The organism is Enterococcus sp. DIV1682a (genome assembly GCF_051711005.1).
In the GTDB taxonomy this organism is placed as follows: domain Bacteria; phylum Bacillota; class Bacilli; order Lactobacillales; family Enterococcaceae; genus Enterococcus_B; species Enterococcus_B hirae.
In genome coordinates, this window is the sequence record NZ_JBIOLT010000001.1 from 2,666,977 (window position 1) to 2,686,134 (window position 19,158).

Below are 19,158 nucleotides of genomic sequence, written 5' to 3' on the forward strand. Positions count from 1 at the left end.
TTAATCTCCTCTTTCAAGCTTTTTGTTGATACAAATAACTCATTTCATTTGCAACTTCTAAAAGGGTCATTGTTGTCATTAAATGATCTTGGGCATGGACCATGATGATCTCCATCTCGATTTTTTGCCCACTTGCATATTCTTTTAGCAAGTTTGTCTGGGCTTTATGCGCTTCTAAAATAGCTTCATTTGCTTTATCTAATTGTTGACTCGCTTCCGCTTTTTCTCCTTGCCGTAGAAGTTTGAAGGCTTCATGAATCAATGTTCGGGCATTTCCACTATGCAAAATAATATCAAAAGCGATGACTTGTAATTCTTCACTCGTCATATTTCCAGTCACACGTATTCCTCCTTATTCAATCACCTCGTCAAAATGATTGCTAAAATTTTCAAACGTTGGTTCAATTAAAATTTGTTGTTGCAAATCTGTGCGATCAATTAATTGCACAATTGCTTTTGTCACTATAGTAATTTCTTCGTTTTCAATAAAAGATGGTGACACGAGAAAAACAAATTTGATCTGTTGGTAATCATCCCAAAACATCCCCTCCGGAATCACTGCGACTGCAATTTTTGTCGTGACCCCTACTGGAATAGCTGGATGTGGGACTGCAACGGTTTCACTGAAGACAATCTGTCCCATTTTCTCTCGCTTGCTGATTTGTGCCATCATTTCAAGGGTATAATCTTTTACTTCGTCTTTTTCTAAAAGCGAGAGTAGGTCTAAAATCACCGTCTCTTTAGTTGGTCTTTCAGAATAGACTTTGTACCATCTTTCAGAAAGCTGGCCATGATAATCCTGTCTTTTTTTCGGAGAATCTGTGCAAATAGTTTTTATTCTTTTTGACGGACAAGGTTGTAAGTCCGCAATCGTCTGTCGAATTTTTTGGCTATCTAGTGGATTCAAAAAGACACTCACATGTAATACGGGGATCTTAAAAATCATCGTTGATAAATCGATTGATGAAATAATCATATCTACGCCCATCAAAGTCATTTCATTGATCTCGTAATAACCTTTGACATTGGTCACTAAGAGCATTTCGCCAAACTCAGCAAGCACACGATTCTTCAACAATTGCGCACTTCCATAACCAGTTGCACAAATGATCAATACACGTATTTTTTTCGCTGTTCTGACTTTTTCTAAAGCTGCCATGATGTGTAAGGTAAGATACGCCCATTCATCTTCATTGATCGTGAATTGTCGTAACATAGGCATTTGACTAAATATTCTTTTCGTCTGTTCAAAGGCGACCATATTTTCTTTTTTTATATCCTCAGTCAACGGATTCTCTAAAGTAATCCCTTGCCGTAGACGAACCACCATTGGCGTCAAATGATTAAGTAGACCATTTTTTAATTGTTGATCCTCAATCAGTGAATCGCCAAAAAAGTCGGCAAGCTGCTCAATCACTCTTGCTAATTCCTCGTAAAGCAGCTCATCATTTATTTTTTCGATGGGATTAGACTTAGCAACCAAATGCAATGTCAGATAATGAATTTCCGCTTCTGGAAAAGGTACTTTTGTCACACGATTCATTCGTTGAACGATCTTTTTTGCTACTTGATATTCACGGCGATCCACTAACTCTTCACTAAAATCTAAAGCTTCAATGGGGAATCCTTCGTTGATTCGCTTGATCGTTAAGGCTAGGTGTAATGCTAGATTTTGCATGATAAAATCAGAAACTTTTAAATTTGCTTCTCGGATCTCATCTAAAATAATGATTAAAACCTCTTCAAAATTGAATTCATTGAAAAAGTGACTGTTCACTAAATAATCTTTTAAAGAATTAGCTGCTTGATCACCAAAAAACGTGTCCATAATAAAATGGCGCTTGTTTTGCTCTGATCCTTCGATCCACATTCCTTGTCGTGGTTTAGAACAAATTTTTAACGCATAGGGCTCAATTTTTGCCTTTATCTCATTTAGATCATTGGATAAACTAGAACGGCTGATAAAGAGTTCCGACTCTAATTCATCCATAAAAATGGCTTCATCTTCTAGCAATAACTTATTCAACAGATATTTTTGCCGATCTTCAGTTTCAAAAAATTCCATTTCAGACATGCCTTGATCAGCTGCGATATTTTGATGTTTTAAAAAAAATGCAAATGCCAAAGGCTTTAAGATCGCCAACTGATATCCTTGTCCTTGTTTGGCAATGATTTTTGCTCCGTTTTTTTCAATTTTCTCTTTGACATCAACCATGTATTTACGGATTGTTCGATCAGATAAAGACAATTCAGAAGCAAGCTCATGACTAGTGATATATTTTTTTTGGTAGTTGATCAATAGCCCTAACAATGCTTTTTCGATCTGTTTCATCTTTATCCACTCCTAGTTAGATATTTTCTTCAATCAATTCCGCTAATTTCTGAATACCTGTGGGAATCGGAACATACGCTTGAAAGGGAATACTAACCACAGGTTTATCAACCGTTTTTCCTAGTTTAACAAACTTATCTAAAAACATCGTGGTTTGAGGACTAATGAGAAATAAATCAAAGTCGCTTGACTTGATCATTTTATCGCCTTCTGTCGCAGATACCGCATCGACTTCGATTTCTTCCCCCTTTTGTTTGAATAGATCCGTGGTCTTAGAAGCCATCATAGAAGATGACATCCCTGCTGCACAAATAATCAATGCTTTTTTCATTTTATTTGCTCCTTCCTTTTCGTTCTATTTAAAGTATAGATTGTAAACGTTTTCTTTACAAAAGAAATACTTCCGTATCGATTAGGAAGAAAAAAACATACAAAAAAAGAAACTGAGCTAAAACTTGCCTCAGTTTCTTTTTTAGTTGGTTAAAAAATTCTTTCTGTTTGTTTTCGGAACTATCCGATGCTTTCACGATCTCTTTTGAATAGGTCTATATCTCATGGTGTTTTAAAATGCAACTGCATCAAGTAACTAGGTCTGATTGGCGCATCTAAGGTTTCCGACAAGATGTTGTCACCTGCTGTTCCAAAGAAAGAGAACTCATAAGCATTCTGTTCACTTGTTAAAGTGACAAGTTCAACGGTTTCTGATAGATTTTGACCATTTGCTACTAAAACTACCTCTTGTTCATGATCCGTATTTTGCAAACCTAATGTCAGTTCAGTTAATCGTTCGGTTTCTTCAAGACTAGTCATGGCATCCACATAAACGGATACCGGACGGTTGGAATTATTTTTGATCTCATAATTTGGTGAAGCGATACCAGCTAGAATATCCTCCTGTACAAAACTCATACGTGCAGGAATGGTGACATCGATGTATTGTGCGTTAGATGTAATCGTCAATATTCCGTCTAGTTCTGTTTTATTGCCAAATTCATCAATCAATTTCAGCGTAAATCGATGATCGTCTGCAGGCAACTCAGAAAATTCTAAGCCATTCTCGAAAGTTAACTCAAGTCGGATATTTTCTGGTAAGGACCAATTGTCAGTTGGATCGCCATCTAACAACTCTCGTAAATCCGGCATTTCACTTCCTTGCTCATAGACAAGTGAATCTCTTAGCTTTCCTTCTGGAGGTGTTGTATCCTCGATCAATAGATTTATAGGTGAAAAGTGTTGTTGGTTTCCTGCTTCGTCTGTTAGAACAGAGGCTACAACATACGCAGTAGATGAAGGCACTTTCCCAGCAATTTCAAACTTTCCTCCTTGAAGATCCTCCAGCCCAATCGTAATCTTTTCTGGTAAACTCCAATTATCTTGTAAAGTCCCTTCTTTAATCACACTCATTAACTCTTCTCGGCTAAGACTGCCTGTACGTCTTGCTTCAAATGAAACACTCCGTTCAAACTCTGCTGTCGGTGCCTTCGTATCTACTACTGTATATTTAGTAGTAAGTTCTTGCGTGTGATTCGTTGTTTTGTTTTTGACAGCAACTGTTACTTCTCCAGTTGCTCCAGGTGCCCATTCTTTCGGTCCATTAGTCAGACGATACTCATAATCATCGGTATCTTTTGGTCGTTTATTAAACCATGATTCTAGAATTGCCCGAGATAATTCTTGGCTTCGTTGTGCTTAAACAACCACTTCAGACTTTATTTCAAACCGTTCACCGATGTACAACTTACCCTTAAGTTCTCTAGCATTTCCTCTTTCATCCGTCAAGGTTAACGTAAACTCGTGCGCCCCTTCAGGTAATTCTGAAAACTGCTTGCCGTCCTTGAAGCTTAACGCAAGTTTGATATTTTCTGGTAGCGACCAGTTGTCGGTGGGTTCGCCATCTAATAACTCTCGTAAATCTGGCTCTTTACTGCCTTTTTCAAAAAACAGTGACTCCTTAAGCTTGCCCTCTGGTGCTTGCGTGTCAACGACTGAAATATTTTTCAGATATCGACTCGTATTTCCTGCTTCATCTGTTAAGGTAATAAAAATATTACTGTACATACTTGGTGCCTTTCCAACAAGTTCAAACGGTTCATTTGCGGATCCGATGTTAGTCAATCCGATCGTAATCTTTTCTGGTAAACTCCAATTATCTTGCAGATCACTCTCAATCAACAGTTCTCGTAGTTCTGCTTGCGTGAGCGCACCTGTACGCCTTGCTTCAAACACGATCTCTTTTTTAAGTGTTGCGGTGGGTGCTTTAGTGTCTACGACGGAGTATTTCGTTTCATATTCTTTTGTTTCATTCGTTGCTTTATTTGTGACAGCGACTGTTGCTTGTCCATTAGTCTCTGGTGCCCATTCTGCCGGTCCGGAAGACAGACTATAGTCATAACTGTCAGGATTGTTTGGTAATTGTTCAAACCAGCTTTTGAGAATTTCAGTTGATAGCGCTTTGGCTCTTTGTGCTTGGACAACCACTTCCGATTTGATTTTAAACGCATCACCGACGTGTAACGTACCTTTGAGCTCTTTAGGATTTCCAGCCTCATCCGTCAAGGTTAGCGTAAATTTATGCTCTCCCCTAGGTAATTCCGAGACTTGCTTTCCACCATCAACAGCCAACGAAAGACTGATTTTTTCTGGCAAGGACCAATTGTCGGTTGGATCACCCTCTAGTAAATCTCTTAAATCTTTCAGTTCCATTCCTTGTTCAATCACGATTTTGTCTTTTAGTTTCCCATCAGGAGGCGTAGTATCAACCACTTGGATACGATAACCACTTCCCGTAGCAGCATTCCCTGCTTGGTCGGTCACACGTACCTTGACAATTTCAACACCTGGTTGAACTCCTGCAATCTCCCAAGGAACGTTGGAACCGTTATAATCAAATAACTCAATCTGGAGATCCTCCGGTTTACTCCAGTTATCTTCTAGTTTTTCAAATATACTCCTTAGTTCTTCATCAGTGAGACTCCCTTTTCGTCTAGCCTCCAATGGTGCATCCCTGATTATTGTGTATTTTGGTGCAGTAGTATCTACAACAGTATAGTTAGTCGTAAATTCTTGCGTGTTATTCGTTGTTTTATTTTTGACAACAACTGTTGCTTTTCCAGTTGCTCCAGGTGCCCATTCTGCCGGTCCGGAAGACAGACTATAGTCATAATTCCCTGAATTCTCCGATATCGTAGAAAACCACGATTTTAGGATGCTTGTAGACAGTTCTTTTCCTCTTTGTGCTTCAACGGTCACTTCATTTTTGATCTCAAATTCAGGTTGCTCTTTCTTCACTGTAATCGTTCCCAGCAAAGCATTGACATACGAAACATCTTCGATCGGGATCGAGTCTAAAACAGAGTATTGGGAGGCTACAGCCGTCGTCCCTAGTTTCACGTCTCCGTTAAGTACTAATCGATCTTCTTTTGCACTGGTCGATGCCAGCCTAGTGATCGTGACGGTAAAAGATGCGGCATAAGAAGAAATACTAGGCTTCGTAACCGTCACTTGGTACCCATTGACACTTTGATCAGATGGAATCGTTAACGTATACGTTCCGCGGTAAGATGAATGATTCCCATAATACATCGTATCGTATGGATAATCATCCGTTGTGGTTAGATTACTTGCTATCCAAGAAATCCAACCATGATCTTTATCTTGAGTGACCTTCTCATAGGTAGGCACATTCACAGTAAAGGAAGTCTTCGAACCAACGGCAGCTCCCAACATAATAGTGCGATTAATCTGTGTCGCTAACGTTTTCTCAATATAACTTTTTTTCCCATTTGCTATCAGATCAGGTCGATATTTATCTAGGTTTGGTAAATTATTCTTCCTTAACTCAGCACTTTGTCGAAGGACTGGTGGTACAGGATCTTCCCATGGAGTCACAGGTTCCGTTACTTCAGTTGGCTGTTCAGTTGGTACTTCTTCCACTTCTTGTTCTTCAACGATCGGTACTTCCTCAACTACAGATGCTTCTTCTACGATTTCCTCTGTATTTTCTTCTACTGGCTCTTCTACCTCGATTGACTCTTCTGTTGAGTCGTTTGCAGCTGTTTCAGGTGAAACAGGTTCTTGCATCACTGGTTGTTCCCCTTGATTTTGTAAATCCTGTACAAACTCCGTATCTAGTTCTGGTGGTGCTTCCTCAGCAAAAACGGTTAATGGATAAAGACAATTTTGGAACAACAACAAAGAGGTTGTTATCGTTCGCAAATGCTTGCTTTTCAAATTTTCTGTCCTCCTCTCTTACTAATACACTCACTCTTTTTCCTTGCTCAAATTCTCTAAAAGGAAAGATTAAATAAACAAAATTTTTATTATTTCTTATGAACATTCCTAGTGTGAACGTTCCTAATATTTGTAAAAGGTTGCTTTTTTGCTCATGAGATGATAGTTTATTTGACTATTAACATAACAAAAATCACTATGTAAAGAAAAATTTTTCATTTTAATCTTACGTATACTCACCTCCAAAAACATATGAAACACCTACACTAAAATTATCTACGATTATCCGCTTAGAACAAAACCTTTTTTTACCGATAGAATGGTAATTTTTAACAGATTTGTGGTTGTTTCATCGGCCTGTCATTTTTCTAAAATAAAAAAAACAAAATAGCGTAATACTATAGCTTGGTATTAAAAAAAAAGAAAACATGCCAACTAAATAAAAATAACAATGTTTTAAAAAAATGTGTCATTTGTTTACGTTCAAAAGGTATCACAATGCAAATATTGTGAGACATAAGCAATTTTAATAAAACACTTTTTGTTTTTTTCACTTTTGTAACTAACAAAAAATAACTGTTCATCTTGGATAGTCATTCACAAAAAAAAAACGTCAGCAAACTTCCACTCGGTGAATGGTTCTAACTCTTCAATTGATATTTTCTTTGTTTTAGTCTCTCTTCACTTTATTTTTCTATAAAAGAGTTTGAGAGGAAGCGACCTTCAAGACAAATAAATAGTATTTCAGCATCTGCTCGGAGCTATCCGCCTCTTTCACGATCTTATCCACGGTGTTCCAAGCTCTAACGGAAAATAAGCCGAAGAAAGAGGTTGAGCCAACACATGGCTCAACCTCTTTTCCGGCTTATTTCTCAGAGCTAGACACTTTTGTCATAATCTCTTTTTTGTTTATTCAGTTATAAACTTGCTGAACTGATTGCGACTTATAAAACATCTTAAAATACTGAAACAGCCAAAATTGTTTTTAATGATCTGTTCTTCATTCTGAAAGTGGCTCTGGGTTTCATCGAAAGCTCCTTCAACAATCTCTTATAATTCACTTGTTCCTGCTTTTTAATTAGCCACGATATTTACTAATTTATTTGGTACAACGATCACTTTACGAACAGTTTTGCCAGCAATGTTTTCTTTGATCGTTTCATTGTTCATCGCTATTTTTTCAAGTTCATCTTTTGGTAAGTCACGTGAAACATTAGCTTTTCCTCGGACCTTACCATTGATTTGGAAGACAACTTCGATTTCATCTTCGACTAAAGCTGACTCATCATAAGTTGGCCAAGGTGCGTAAGAAATCCCTTCCTCATTCCCTAAGATTGCCCATAGTTCTTCACCCATGTGTGGTGCGATCGGTGCCAACAATTGAACAAATCCTTCGATATATTCATAAGGTAGTGCATCCACTTTATACGCTTCATTGACAAACACCATTAATTGAGAGATGGCTGTATTGAAGTGAAGATTTTCGTAATCTTCCGTAACTTTTTTGACGGTTTGATGATACACTTTATCTAATTTTCCATCATTTAAAGTGGTGATTCGATCACGCATCTTATTGTTTTCATCCACGATCAAACGCCAAACACGATCTAAGAATTTGCGGCTTCCTTCTAGTCCATTTTCACTCCAAGCAATCGATGCGTCTAATGGTCCCATAAACATTTCATATAATCGTAATGTATCTGCGCCATATTTGGCCACGACATCATCTGGATTAACGACATTGCCACGTGATTTAGACATTTTTTCGTTGTTTTCTCCCAAGATCATTCCTTGGTTGTATAATTTTTGGAATGGTTCCTTTGTAGGTACAACACCGATATCATATAAGAATTTGTGCCAGAAACGAGCGTACAGCAAGTGAAGAACGGCATGTTCTGCTCCACCAATGTAGATATCTACTGGCAACCAGCGTTCTAATTTCTCATAGTTCGCTAATTCTGCTTTATTATGTGGATCGATATAACGTAAATAATACCAAGAACTTCCTGCCCATTGTGGCATTGTATTGGTTTCACGGCGACCTTTTTTGCCAGTCACAGGATCGACAACATTCACCCATTCTTCGATGTTGGCAAGTGGCGATTCTCCTGTTCCACTTGGTTTGATATTAGTCGTTTTAGGCAAACGTAATGGCAGCTCTTCTTCTGGTAAAGCTGTGACCGTACCATCTTCCCAATGAATGATCGGAATTGGTTCCCCCCAGTAACGTTGACGTGAGAATAACCAGTCACGTAAACGATAGCTGACTTCTTTTTTCCCACAACTATTTTCTTCTAACCATTCATTCATTTTAGCAATGGCTTCTGCTTTATTCATGCCATTCAAAAATTCAGAATTGATATGAGGACCATCTTCTGTATAAGCAGCCTCTTCAATATTTCCTCCTTCGATCACGGGAAGAATTTCTAAATCAAAGGTTTTTGCAAATTCATAATCACGTTCATCGTGAGCAGGAACAGCCATGATTGCTCCAGTACCATAAGAAGCTAACACATAGTCAGCGATCCAGATCGGGATCTCTTTTCCATTAACTGGATTGATTGCATAAGCTCCAGTAAAGACACCCGTTTTTTCTTTCGCTAGATCTGTACGTTTCAAATCTGATTTTTTAGCTGTCTCTTCGATGTATGCTTCAACTGCTGCTTTTTGTTCTGGCGTCGTGATTTCTTGCACCAAGTCTAATTCAGGAGCTAAAACAGAGTACGTTGCGCCAAATAGTGTATCTGGTCGTGTGGTAAAAATCGTGTACGTTTTGTCTGTTCCAGCAACTTTAAATTCAACATTTGCTCCTACTGAACGACCGATCCAGTTGCGTTGCATTTCTTTGATGCTATCTGGCCAATCTACTAAATCAAGATCATCAAGTAAACGATCTGCGTATGCAGTGATCTTCAGCATCCACTGACGCATTGGTTTGCGGACGACATCGTAGCCGCCACGTTCACTTTTTCCATCGATCACTTCTTCATTAGAGATCACCGTACCAAGCTCAGGTACCCAGTTAACTGCTACTTCTGCTTCATATGCCAAACCTTTTTCGTATAATTTTGTAAAGATCCATTGTGTCCATTTGTAATATTCTGGATCAGTTGTGTTGACTTCACGATTCCAGTCATAACTAAACCCTAAAGAATTGATTTGACGACGAAATGTTTCAATGTTTTTTTGTGTAAATTCAGCTGGATCATTTCCTGTATCTAATGCGTACTGTTCGGCTGGTAGTCCGAACGCATCCCATCCCATCGGATGCAAGACATTGAATCCTTGACTGCGTTTAAAACGAGATAAGATATCTGTTGCTGTATAGCCTTCCGGATGTCCAACATGCAATCCTTGACCTGATGGGTATGGAAACATATCCAACGCATAGAACTTTGGTTTTTCAGGATCATCATGGGTATTGAAGGTATTGTTTTTTGCCCAGTATTTTTGCCATTTCTTTTCGATTTCTTTATGGTTATAACTCATTTTCTATCCCCCTGATCTATTTGTACTTCCACATTAATCTGTCGAAGTTTAGTGAAGTCTAGCCTCACCTTTTTGTTTTTTTCATCTGAAGAAAACAAAAAAGTCCTATAAAAAGATTGCTCTTTTTATAGGACGTAATCTACGTGGTACCACCTAATTTTGCCTTTTCACAAAGGCCTCAAACGTTGTAACGGTCGTCACCGCTCCTACTTACTCTGTTTGTGATTTCAGTAGGCGCAACTCAAAGGCGAGTTCAAAAGCGTCCGTACACATTTCCACCAACCATGTGCTCTCTAAAACTTTCGACTTTTTACTACTTCCTTTTCAGGCGTTGATTTTTATTTACTCAAAAGTGTAGATTCATAGTAACAAATAAATGCTACAAGTTCAAATATTATTTCACACATTTACTGATTTCCTGCCATGTGTCATTACTTATTTTTTGACGATCAACTGTTGTCCCGGATAAATAAAGTTATTCTTGATATTATTCCATTCGATCAATTGATTCATGGTGATTCCATGACTATCGGCAACGCCCCATACTGATTCGCCTGCTTTGACGGTATAGGTTTTTTCATCTGATTTCGCTGGTGTTGATTGTGCAGTGCCTTTTTTAACGATGACTTCTTGTCCTGGATAAATAAAATTGTTTTTGATGTTGTTCCATTCAATCAACTGATCCATCGTAATATGGTGTTTATTGGCAACGCTCCACACCGATTCGCCTGCTTTGACAGTATACTTCGTATCACCCGTTGAAGAAGCCGTTGGAGTTGTAGAAGCTGGCGTTGAAGCTGTTGGTTTGGTTGTTGCTGTTGCGCTTGCTTTACTGCTTCCACCTTTGACGATCAATTTCTGTCCTGGATAAATGAAGTTATTCTTAATATTGTTCCATTCAATCAACTGGTTCATGGAAATCCCATTTTTATTTGCAACACCCCATACTGATTCGCCTGCCTTGACAGTATAAGTCGCTTGCCCTGTCGCAGTTGAGCTGGTATTGCTTGATGCGGTGTTCTTGTTATTAGCTGTCGAAGCGGACGCATTACTTGAAGATGAGCCACCTTTGACAATCAATTTTTGCCCTGGGTAAATAAAATTATTTTTAATATTGTTCCATTGAATCAGTTGGTTCATGGAAATTCCAAATTTATTCGAAACACTCCAAACCGATTCACCTGCTTTGACAGTATAAGTACTTCCAGAAGTAGTACTTCCTGTATTTGCCGTATTACTAGATGTATTACCTGTCGATGTATTAGAAGTAGAACCGCTTGCTGAAGAACTACCTTTTGAAACAACCAACTGTTGACCTGGATAAACAAAGTTATTCTTGATGTTATTCCATTCGATCAGTTGATTCATCGAAATCCCATGATCATTCGCAATTTTCCAAACAGAATCGCCTGATTTAACCGTATATTTTGCACCAGTTGCTTGCCCCGTACTGCCAGACGTATTCGTGTTGCCAGAAGTATTTCCAGAAGAAGCATTATTACCAGTGTTAGTGGTTGAAGAACCTGCAGATTGGCCACCTTTGATCGTTAATTTTTGTCCTGGATAGATAAAATTATTTTTGATATTATTCCATTCGATTAACTGCGCCATCGTGATTCCAAATGAATGAGAGATTCCCCAAACGGAGTCTCCTGATTTGACGGTATAAGTCGTACCAGTCGTAGTTGCAGAACCGCCTGAGTTCCCACTAGTACTTCCAGAATTGGATGTATTTCCCGTATTCCCGCCATTTCCAATCGTTGCACCACCTCCAGCGTTGCCGCTAGCTGGTGTATCGTATTTGGTCAATCCATAGGTTGTAATAATATTGTTTAGTTTTCCAGCGTACCCTGGATCAGTTGCATAACGACCTGTCAAACAAGCAGTAGCATCAGTATAAGATTTAGTATTGCTTTTCCAAGTACCTGCATAATAATAGCCATTACCAAAAGAGGTATTTCTTAAAACATAGGCATTGTCATTAAATGACTCTGCAAAAGAAGGGTACTGACGGAAAGGTTCTTTTTTAGATACCCATTTATTGTTAAGATATTCGAGTGTATCCATATAAACAGTTTGACCTTGATAACTTCCTTTAATCCCAAATAGATTATAGTAAGGTGCTTGTGACAAGGCACTACTTCCCCAACCACTTTCGACGACTGCTTGAGCAATCATGACTGAGGCATATAAATCGTTGGCTTGAGCAATTGGTTGTGCATACGTAGCAATCTCAGCAATAAACGCTGCTGTATTGATTCTGGCACCGAATTGTGTGGGGGTTTGATCAGCATCTACTTGTACAGGCTGAATCAATGGCGCTGCCACAGAACAGCCGACCATCGCCGTACCGACAAGTGCAGCACTACGTTTTACTTTACGAAAACGTTTGGTTTCATTTAAACGTCTACGTTCTTTTCTTGCAATGTTTTCCATCTTCTATCCTCCAACTTCTATCTACAATTTCTATACTATTATAATAATTATAACTTCTCTTAATCTTTATTAAAAGTTATTTAAGTGTGTGACTGCTTATTGTAATCAGACTGTAACCTTTCGTAATGTTCAACACTGAGAAAAAAATAGCACCTTTCCCCGCTTGATTTTAACGACTTTTAACAAATAATCGATTTAACCTTTCCCAGTCAAAGTATGTCAGTTATATTACTTGAAAATGTCTAGGAGATTACAAAGTGATTTACAAATAAAATACCTTTTTTATTTTTTGATTAAGTGCTCGATTCTATAAATAATTATGGATATTATTTATAGAGCGAATAATGCTATAATGAGTCATTGTTGAAAAGGAGGATATTTATGAAGCAACGTACAACTTTTCATGTAGCTGGAGCTTGTTTTTTACTGCTCTTTTTAGTCTTAGGCTACATTGTCAAATACCGTATTTCTTTACTGGCGGGATTTGATCAATCAATAACAGAAATGATCCGCGCTCCCTACCCCCATTGGAATGCTTATCAGCTGTTTATGACAAAATTTGGCAATCCACTCACGGTCATCTTAGTCTTTTTGCTGGTTTCATTTTTGTTATGGTGGAAGAAAAAAAGACCTGAAATGATTTGGTTAGCGGTTAATTTTATTGCCATTGCTGGGATCATCAATCCTGTGATCAAACTATTCGTGATGCGCGTTCGCCCAACCCTTGAACACCTTGTGGTAGAGCACAGTTACAGTTTTCCTAGTGGTCATGCAGCTGGTAGTATGATTTTATATGGTACACTGATTTTTCTAATTCCTGTCATTATTCAAAAAAAGGTCTTTCGTCCATTGATTCAAATACTTCTAGCGTTTATTATAGTAAGTGTTGGGATTAGCCGTATTTATTTAGGCGTTCATTTTCCAAGTGATATTCTAGGTGGCTTTTTACTTAGCCTCTCGTGGTTATGCTTCACGTATCCAATTTATCGAACCCAAAAAGAAAAATGGCTAAACACGCAGAAAACGTCTTGATCTCACACAAGTATTTTTTAGTGAGAACTTTTGTTACAAATCATCCAAATCAATAAAAAATTGTGGAGAGACAGTTAACTTTTTTCTTTGATGATTAGTTAATCTGTCTCTTTACTTGATTCTAAGAACGATTCTCGTTATAAAGTGCTTAGATTTTACGTCATTCATCAGGTATAATGATCTGAATCGTTCAATACGAGTAGAAGAAAGTGATGAATTTAGCACCATTAAGAAAGAAGGATAACAATGGAATTTACATATTCAGATGGAAATAAACGCTACCACTCATGGAATTATGCGTTAAGAAATGAATTTGGCGGGAAAATTTTCAAAGTGCCAATCGATGGAGGATTTGACTGCCCCAATCGTGATGGTACAGTGGCTCACGGGGGCTGTACTTTTTGTAGTGTTTCTGGATCAGGTGATATGATCGTCGCTCCCGAAGACCCATTACCTATTCAGTTCCATAAAGAAATCGATATGATGCATCAAAAATGGCCAGGGGTAACCCAATATATCGTTTATTTCCAAAATTTCACGAATACTCATGCACCTGTAGAAATCATTCGTGAGCGTTTTGAACAAGTGATCAACCTTCCTGGTGTTGTCGGGTTGTCGATTGGTACTCGCCCAGACTGCTTACCAGATGCGGTCGTGGATTATCTCGCAGAACTAAATGAACGGCTTTATCTGTGGGTCGAATTAGGATTACAAACGACTTTTGAAGAAACCTCTACACTGATCAATCGCGCACATGACTACCAAACTTACCTTGATGGTGTGAATAAATTACGAAAACATGGCATTCGTGTCTGCACTCACTTAATCAACGGCTTACCTGGTGAAACATTAGAAATGATGCGTGAAAATGTCCGACGTACGATCCTTGATTCAGATATCCAAGGAATCAAGCTTCACTTAATGCACTTGATGCGCAAAACAAGGATGCTTCGTGATTATCATGAAGGTCGTTTACAACTGATGACCCGTCCTGATTATGTCAATGTGATTTGTGATCAATTGGAAATGATCCCTCAAGAAATCATTATCCATCGGCTTACCGGTGATGCCCCTTGGGATTCGTTGATCGGACCAATGTGGAGTTTGAAAAAGTGGGAAGTCTTGAATGCGATAGATGAAGAATTGGTTCGTCGCAATAGTTATCAAGGAAAATTTGATGTTCGTAAAGGAGTGCGTTGCTAATGCTACAAACTGCTTTACACTTTAGCCATACGTTATTAAAAGAAACCCTGCAACCAGGTGACCATGCTATTGATGCCACCATGGGTAATGGTTATGATACACTTTTTATGGCTGAATTGGTCGGGAAGACCGGACATGTTTACAGTTTTGATATCCAACCTGCTGCCTTGCAATCCACGAAAGAAAAAATCGCTGAACAAGCATTGACCGATCGAGTCTCTCTTTATTTACAAGGTCATGAGACACTGGGGAATGTCGTGGCTCCAGAGCAATCAATCAAAGCAGGGATTTTCAATCTAGGTTATCTTCCTAAGAGTGACAAAGCAATCATTACTTTACCTGAAACAACGAAAATCGCAATGGAAGAGATACTGAAACGTTTAGCCCCTCGAGGACGCATGATTATCGTCGTCTACTATGGTCATGAAGGTGGGAAATCAGAACTGGATATGGTACAACAGTTTTGTCAAATGCTCCCTCAAGATCAGTATAATGTTTTAAACTATCAATTTATTAATCAAAAAAACAATCCACCGATTTTGTATTGTGTGGAGAAGAAAAAATGTTGAAATAATTGGCTTTGTTCAATTACTCCGTTCGCTTCTTTATGGCTTATCAATGTTTTTTGGACAGTTTTGTTAATTGACGAATATAAAAAAGCCCATAACTAGAAAGTTTTCACTAAGCTTTCTATGGTTATGGGCTTTTTCTCATTGTTGGTTCTCTCAAGTAATCCAACATGTCTTTTTCTATTCTATTGGCTTTTCACGTATGACTCGCAGAATGAACAGGGATAGACTTCCTACAAAGAGCAATAAAATGAGTAAGATCATGAGATTGAGCCACCATTGTCTTTGTTCTGCATTCGCTTCTTTTTGGGCTAGTTCTTCTGTATAAGGCACTCGATGTCCCCTGACTAATAATCGATGGGAATTGATCATATACGGTGTACAGGTGACTAAAGTAACGAGATCTTCCTCTGGATAAATTTTTAGAGAGCTAACGTCATCAGGGGTCACAATAGTGATGTCATTCACTTCATAGGCCAACTTTTCTTCTGCATAGGTGATAATGAAAATATCCTCCAACTCCAGTTGATCAAGATCCGTAAAAAGTTTTCTTTCGGGAATCCCACTATGGGCAGAGATCACACTATGATTACTTTTGCCACCAGTAGGATAGGATGTTCCTTCCAAAACACCAGCACCATATTGGAGGATCGTCGGACTTGCATGGTCAAACAACGGAACACTGACCCTAATCTTAGGGATTTGGATCGAACCAATCAAGTGATTCGCTAAATAATTAGCGAGATCCGCTTCTTTCCGACCAGTATAGGTTGGGAGCGTGATCGCTCCCATGCCTCTTTCTGCTAGTTCTTGATTATACTTTTTGGCTCTTTCTCGTTCCTGTTGCTGTTCTGCTTTCGTTTTTTGAGACTCATTGATACGATAATGATCAACGAGTTGGTTGAAGGCATTGACATAAAAAGGATAACTAGCAATTAACCCACCTGTTAAAAAAAGGAGATACATCACGATCCGAAGCCACTTTTTTGGTCGCTGTTTTTGGGACATTGGATATTCCCTCCTTCAAAACCTGTTTACATTGGCTTTTTTTTCGTTTGTCGATAAACGACGTAGGCTGCTAAGAGAATCAGTCCCCCGATCAGCAGGAAAATATAGATGCCCATACCACCGGTTTCCGGTAAAAGCCCTTGAGGTTGGTTTTCGATCGTAACTAAAGGTGTCTCTGAAGCAGTTGAATCAATTTCAAAAGTGGTATAAGGATCTAAAATGACGTAACCACTTGGAGCCGTCACCTCTTCCAACGTGTAGGTTCCCGCTTTAAAGCCCCGAATATCAAAATAGCCATCTGGTCCTGAGGTTATTTCTGTCCCGACATCATCCCAACCAATCAAGACATTCTCTTCATTCAGACGTGCGTACAATACTTGACCATCAGAATCTTTAAAAATCCGAAAGACCGCCCCACTTAATGGATTACCATCATGACTATTGATCTTTCTAAATTGATGCTCATTCGTCTTGACTTTTGGTCCATCTAAGATCGTAGGATCCGAGCCAAAATCGATTGTGGCGGTATTATCAGATAGTTGAGTGATTGCATCACCCGTGAGCGACATGTCATAAGAAATCGTGAGCGTTTTTCCTTGTAATAATTCAACCACTTCCTCATTGTCAATGTGGAAAGTAATCGTAAACCCACCATTCGGAGTAGCTGTATCAATCGTAAAATAACTACTAGGTACCGCTACACCATCAATCAATACTTCGATTGAATCAGGGGTCGTTAGTCGCAACCCATTAGTTGGTGTATCCGTGATTTCGAAAAATGCTTTGTTACCTAAGTCACGGGGAACAGCAACCGTCAACAGATAATTTAAGATGTCATCTGTTCCAACATCATAGTAGGTTACTTGATTCCCATCTTGAGTGATTGTTACTTCATTAAACCGACCGCTATCTACTAAAGTTTTCGAATGTTCTTTCAAAATATTTTTAGGATAGAGGTGGATCTCTGTTAGTTCTCCATCACCAGCATAGACTGGCAAAGCCAAAAGTAGTGGGTATGCCATTTCATATATATTCGCTGGTGATTCTTCTTCGACAAAGAGATAAACAGCATCTCTACCTTGGGCATCTTTTCGAGGTAATTGGTCAAAGACCGCAATCCCCTGTCTGTTTGGATCGGTCTCGCCACTTGCGGTTGCTGTCACTTGAGTCTGCAAAGGGCCACTGGCATAATCAGGGGCTCTTTTATATAAAGCCGCATCAGACTGGATTCTTTCCAAGGCTTCTCGTGCTGTTTTCCCATCCTCTCGGATATAACGAAAATATTGTTCTGTGACATCATAGACAGAAAATGTCACGCCGTCTAACGGATCGCCGCCAAAGTTTTCCATTAGTTCACCAGTATTTTGTTGATACGCTTCTTTCGGGATTTCATCCTGCCAAACACGTTTATGAAGCGTGACATTCACATGCTCTGGGGCTGCTGCTACTGGAAGACTCATTCCTAAAATACTGAATGTCGAAAACAACAACGTAGCAAGCATCACGAATATCCTGAATTTATTCTTTTTACTTTCAGTCATCTTCTTCCCTCCTAGTTTTGTTCATGTACTTCCTTAACAAGTAAGCCAGTAATAACAACGCAATGCCTAAAATAGCTAGCGCTTGTCTCATTTCTGCGGTACGTGGTAACAGACGATTGAATAGCTGTTCTGTCCCTGTCGCTGTTCCTCCTTGTTCTCCCCCAGCATCCGTTGGCAGATCATCATCCTTTTGAGACTCTCCTGCTCGTGAAATGTTATAGATTCTAGGTCCTTTCTCTACCGATTCGTCCTGTTCATCAGAAAAAGGTTCCGACATTTTTTGTTCATTAAGTGTCATGAATAAAAACTCACCTGATTCATTTTTCCAAGTATTTGGGATAAATAATGGAATCTGCCGATTTTCTTCACTGATCTCATACCCCGGAAGAGTTTGCAATTCTTCAAAATAGTATTCACCACCGATCAAAAAATGGTCTGCTATCTTGACACGCCCTGCAGCATCAGAGATGAAGGTTGCGATTGCTTCATCATTTAAGGGATCATCACTTTGTTTCCACACATCCCCTAACGCCTCCTGATTTTGTGCTAAATAGATTTTTTCCCCAGCTTCGTTATAACGAAACAGGGAAAAAATCACACCTTCGAGAGGTTCGGTCTGCTCAGTGTCTTCTTCTTTGCCATATTTGTAAAAATACGGTTGTCGAAAATACCCAGCATTTTTAGGATAAAGATGAATCTGAGTCAGCTCTACTTCATTTAATGGGTCCATTAGAGGCAAGCCAATCATTATCGGTACAGCATTTGTCACATTGAAATAACTAGTTTGCTGGGAATGATCCTCAACGATCAGATAAATTCCATAGTGACCGTTGTGCTTTCTGGGAACATCGACCACACCCACTCCTTCGCCAAATTCAGCATGAGTCTGCGTTAGGACAGGACTACCTGTCACTTCTTCTAATTGCTGCTCTGCAATAAATTGTTCGATCTGGATCGGGTTCATCTGTCCCAAGCGTTTAGCTAAAGCTTGCGCATCTTCTTGTGCTTGAAGATAGTAATCCGTCAAATGATAGACATGAAACGTGGCGCCATTATAAGGAACACTCAGACCAAGGCCATTTAAGTTAGCCAATTCATTTTCTGTTAATTGTCTGCCATTTGATGGAGAGGTCTGTGGATCTGTGATCGACTCATCTACAAGGACTCTCTTGTGTAAGATGAACGTCACAGTCTCAGGATCAGTAGCATAGCCTCTATATGGGAAGAATCCGGTTACTAACAGCAGACCTAGCAGCAGCCATTGAAACATTCTTTTTTTGTGCATATCCTCTACTCCTTTCTCATTTGCTGAAATGCC

The 19,158-nt window shown here is 39.0% G+C and carries 13 protein-coding genes and 1 other annotated feature; of the genes, 3 read left to right on the plus strand and 10 right to left on the minus strand.

The window, feature by feature from the left end; genetic code table 11:
• Positions 1–13: 13 nt before the first annotated feature.
• The 7 genes from IGJ23_RS12155 to IGJ23_RS12185 all read right to left on the minus strand — a co-directional run bounded on the left by IGJ23_RS12155 (position 14) and on the right by IGJ23_RS12185 (position 12,487).
• Entirely contained in the window at positions 14–328 is a 315-nt protein-coding gene (locus IGJ23_RS12155; RefSeq protein ID WP_014834421.1) for a PTS cellobiose transporter subunit IIA, read from the minus strand.
• A gap of 24 nt (positions 329–352) precedes the next feature.
• Positions 353–2,332 (minus strand): BglG family transcription antiterminator, encoded by a 1,980-nt coding sequence (locus IGJ23_RS12160; RefSeq protein ID WP_010736973.1) that lies wholly within the window; start codon positions 2,330–2,332, stop codon positions 353–355.
• A 16-nt stretch (positions 2,333–2,348) separates the two neighbouring features.
• Positions 2,349–2,663: a PTS cellobiose transporter subunit IIB gene (locus IGJ23_RS12165; RefSeq protein WP_010736972.1), complete on the minus strand. Its 315-nt coding sequence runs from the start codon at positions 2,661–2,663 to the stop codon at positions 2,349–2,351.
• 221 nt (positions 2,664–2,884) lie between these two features.
• The gene (locus IGJ23_RS12170) at positions 2,885–3,730 is read right to left on the minus strand and encodes a hypothetical protein (protein WP_438777661.1); all 846 of its coding nucleotides are present in this window, start codon (positions 3,728–3,730) and stop codon (positions 2,885–2,887) included.
• A gap of 291 nt (positions 3,731–4,021) precedes the next feature.
• On the minus strand, positions 4,022–6,562 hold the full coding sequence (locus IGJ23_RS12175) for a hypothetical protein (protein ID WP_438775035.1): 2,541 nt from the start codon (positions 6,560–6,562) through the stop codon (positions 4,022–4,024).
• Positions 6,563–7,636: 1,074 nt separating this feature from the next.
• The gene (leuS, locus tag IGJ23_RS12180) at positions 7,637–10,051 is read right to left on the minus strand and encodes a leucine--tRNA ligase (protein ID WP_096709855.1); all 2,415 of its coding nucleotides are present in this window, start codon (positions 10,049–10,051) and stop codon (positions 7,637–7,639) included.
• 125 nt (positions 10,052–10,176) lie between these two features.
• Positions 10,177–10,387 (minus strand) — a binding site (T-box leader).
• Positions 10,388–10,486: 99 nt separating this feature from the next.
• A complete protein-coding gene (locus IGJ23_RS12185) occupies positions 10,487–12,487 on the minus strand; it encodes a muramidase-2 (protein ID WP_178287081.1) in 2,001 nt (666 codons plus the stop codon).
• 381 nt (positions 12,488–12,868) lie between these two features.
• Between IGJ23_RS12185 and IGJ23_RS12190 the strand changes: the two genes are divergently transcribed.
• The 3 genes from IGJ23_RS12190 to IGJ23_RS12200 all read left to right on the plus strand — a co-directional run bounded on the left by IGJ23_RS12190 (position 12,869) and on the right by IGJ23_RS12200 (position 15,291).
• Positions 12,869–13,519, plus strand: a complete 651-nt coding sequence (locus IGJ23_RS12190; protein WP_010721028.1) for a phosphatase PAP2 family protein — start codon at positions 12,869–12,871, stop codon at positions 13,517–13,519.
• A 246-nt stretch (positions 13,520–13,765) separates the two neighbouring features.
• Positions 13,766–14,722, plus strand: coding sequence for a TIGR01212 family radical SAM protein (locus IGJ23_RS12195; protein WP_010736968.1), 957 nt, complete (start codon positions 13,766–13,768; stop codon positions 14,720–14,722).
• Positions 14,722–15,291: a class I SAM-dependent methyltransferase gene (locus tag IGJ23_RS12200; protein ID WP_178287079.1), complete on the plus strand. Its 570-nt coding sequence runs from the start codon at positions 14,722–14,724 to the stop codon at positions 15,289–15,291. The genes IGJ23_RS12195 and IGJ23_RS12200 overlap by 1 nt, the downstream gene beginning before the upstream one ends.
• Positions 15,292–15,471: 180 nt before the next feature.
• Here the strand turns inward: IGJ23_RS12200 and IGJ23_RS12205 are convergent, their stop codons facing one another.
• The 3 genes from IGJ23_RS12205 to IGJ23_RS12215 are packed head-to-tail and all read right to left on the minus strand — an operon-like array spanning position 15,472 to position 19,125.
• The gene (locus IGJ23_RS12205) at positions 15,472–16,299 is read right to left on the minus strand and encodes a class C sortase (protein ID WP_368024468.1); all 828 of its coding nucleotides are present in this window, start codon (positions 16,297–16,299) and stop codon (positions 15,472–15,474) included.
• Between the two features lie 26 nt (positions 16,300–16,325).
• Positions 16,326–17,840: a SpaH/EbpB family LPXTG-anchored major pilin gene (locus IGJ23_RS12210; protein WP_438775036.1), complete on the minus strand. Its 1,515-nt coding sequence runs from the start codon at positions 17,838–17,840 to the stop codon at positions 16,326–16,328.
• Entirely contained in the window at positions 17,833–19,125 is a 1,293-nt protein-coding gene (locus IGJ23_RS12215) for a pilin N-terminal domain-containing protein (protein ID WP_438775037.1), read from the minus strand. The genes IGJ23_RS12210 and IGJ23_RS12215 overlap by 8 nt, the downstream gene beginning before the upstream one ends.
• Positions 19,126–19,158: the final 33 nt, after the last annotated feature.

Excerpts from the sequence above, each read along its gene's own strand:
- IGJ23_RS12155 (WP_014834421.1), bottom strand. The coding sequence starts at position 328 with ATGACGAGTGAAGAATTACAAGTCATCGCTTTTGATATTATTTTGCAT.
- IGJ23_RS12160 (WP_010736973.1), bottom strand. The coding sequence starts at position 2,332 with ATGAAACAGATCGAAAAAGCATTGTTAGGGCTATTGATCAACTACCAA.
- IGJ23_RS12165 (WP_010736972.1), bottom strand. The coding sequence starts at position 2,663 with ATGAAAAAAGCATTGATTATTTGTGCAGCAGGGATGTCATCTTCTATG.
- leuS (WP_096709855.1), bottom strand. The coding sequence starts at position 10,051 with ATGAGTTATAACCATAAAGAAATCGAAAAGAAATGGCAAAAATACTGG.
- IGJ23_RS12185 (WP_178287081.1), bottom strand. The coding sequence starts at position 12,487 with ATGGAAAACATTGCAAGAAAAGAACGTAGACGTTTAAATGAAACCAAA.
- IGJ23_RS12190 (WP_010721028.1), top strand. The coding sequence starts at position 12,869 with ATGAAGCAACGTACAACTTTTCATGTAGCTGGAGCTTGTTTTTTACTG.
- IGJ23_RS12195 (WP_010736968.1), top strand. The coding sequence starts at position 13,766 with ATGGAATTTACATATTCAGATGGAAATAAACGCTACCACTCATGGAAT.
- IGJ23_RS12200 (WP_178287079.1), top strand. The coding sequence starts at position 14,722 with ATGCTACAAACTGCTTTACACTTTAGCCATACGTTATTAAAAGAAACC.
- IGJ23_RS12205 (WP_368024468.1), bottom strand. The coding sequence starts at position 16,299 with ATGTCCCAAAAACAGCGACCAAAAAAGTGGCTTCGGATCGTGATGTAT.
- IGJ23_RS12210 (WP_438775036.1), bottom strand. The coding sequence starts at position 17,840 with ATGACTGAAAGTAAAAAGAATAAATTCAGGATATTCGTGATGCTTGCT.
- IGJ23_RS12215 (WP_438775037.1), bottom strand. The coding sequence starts at position 19,125 with ATGCACAAAAAAAGAATGTTTCAATGGCTGCTGCTAGGTCTGCTGTTA.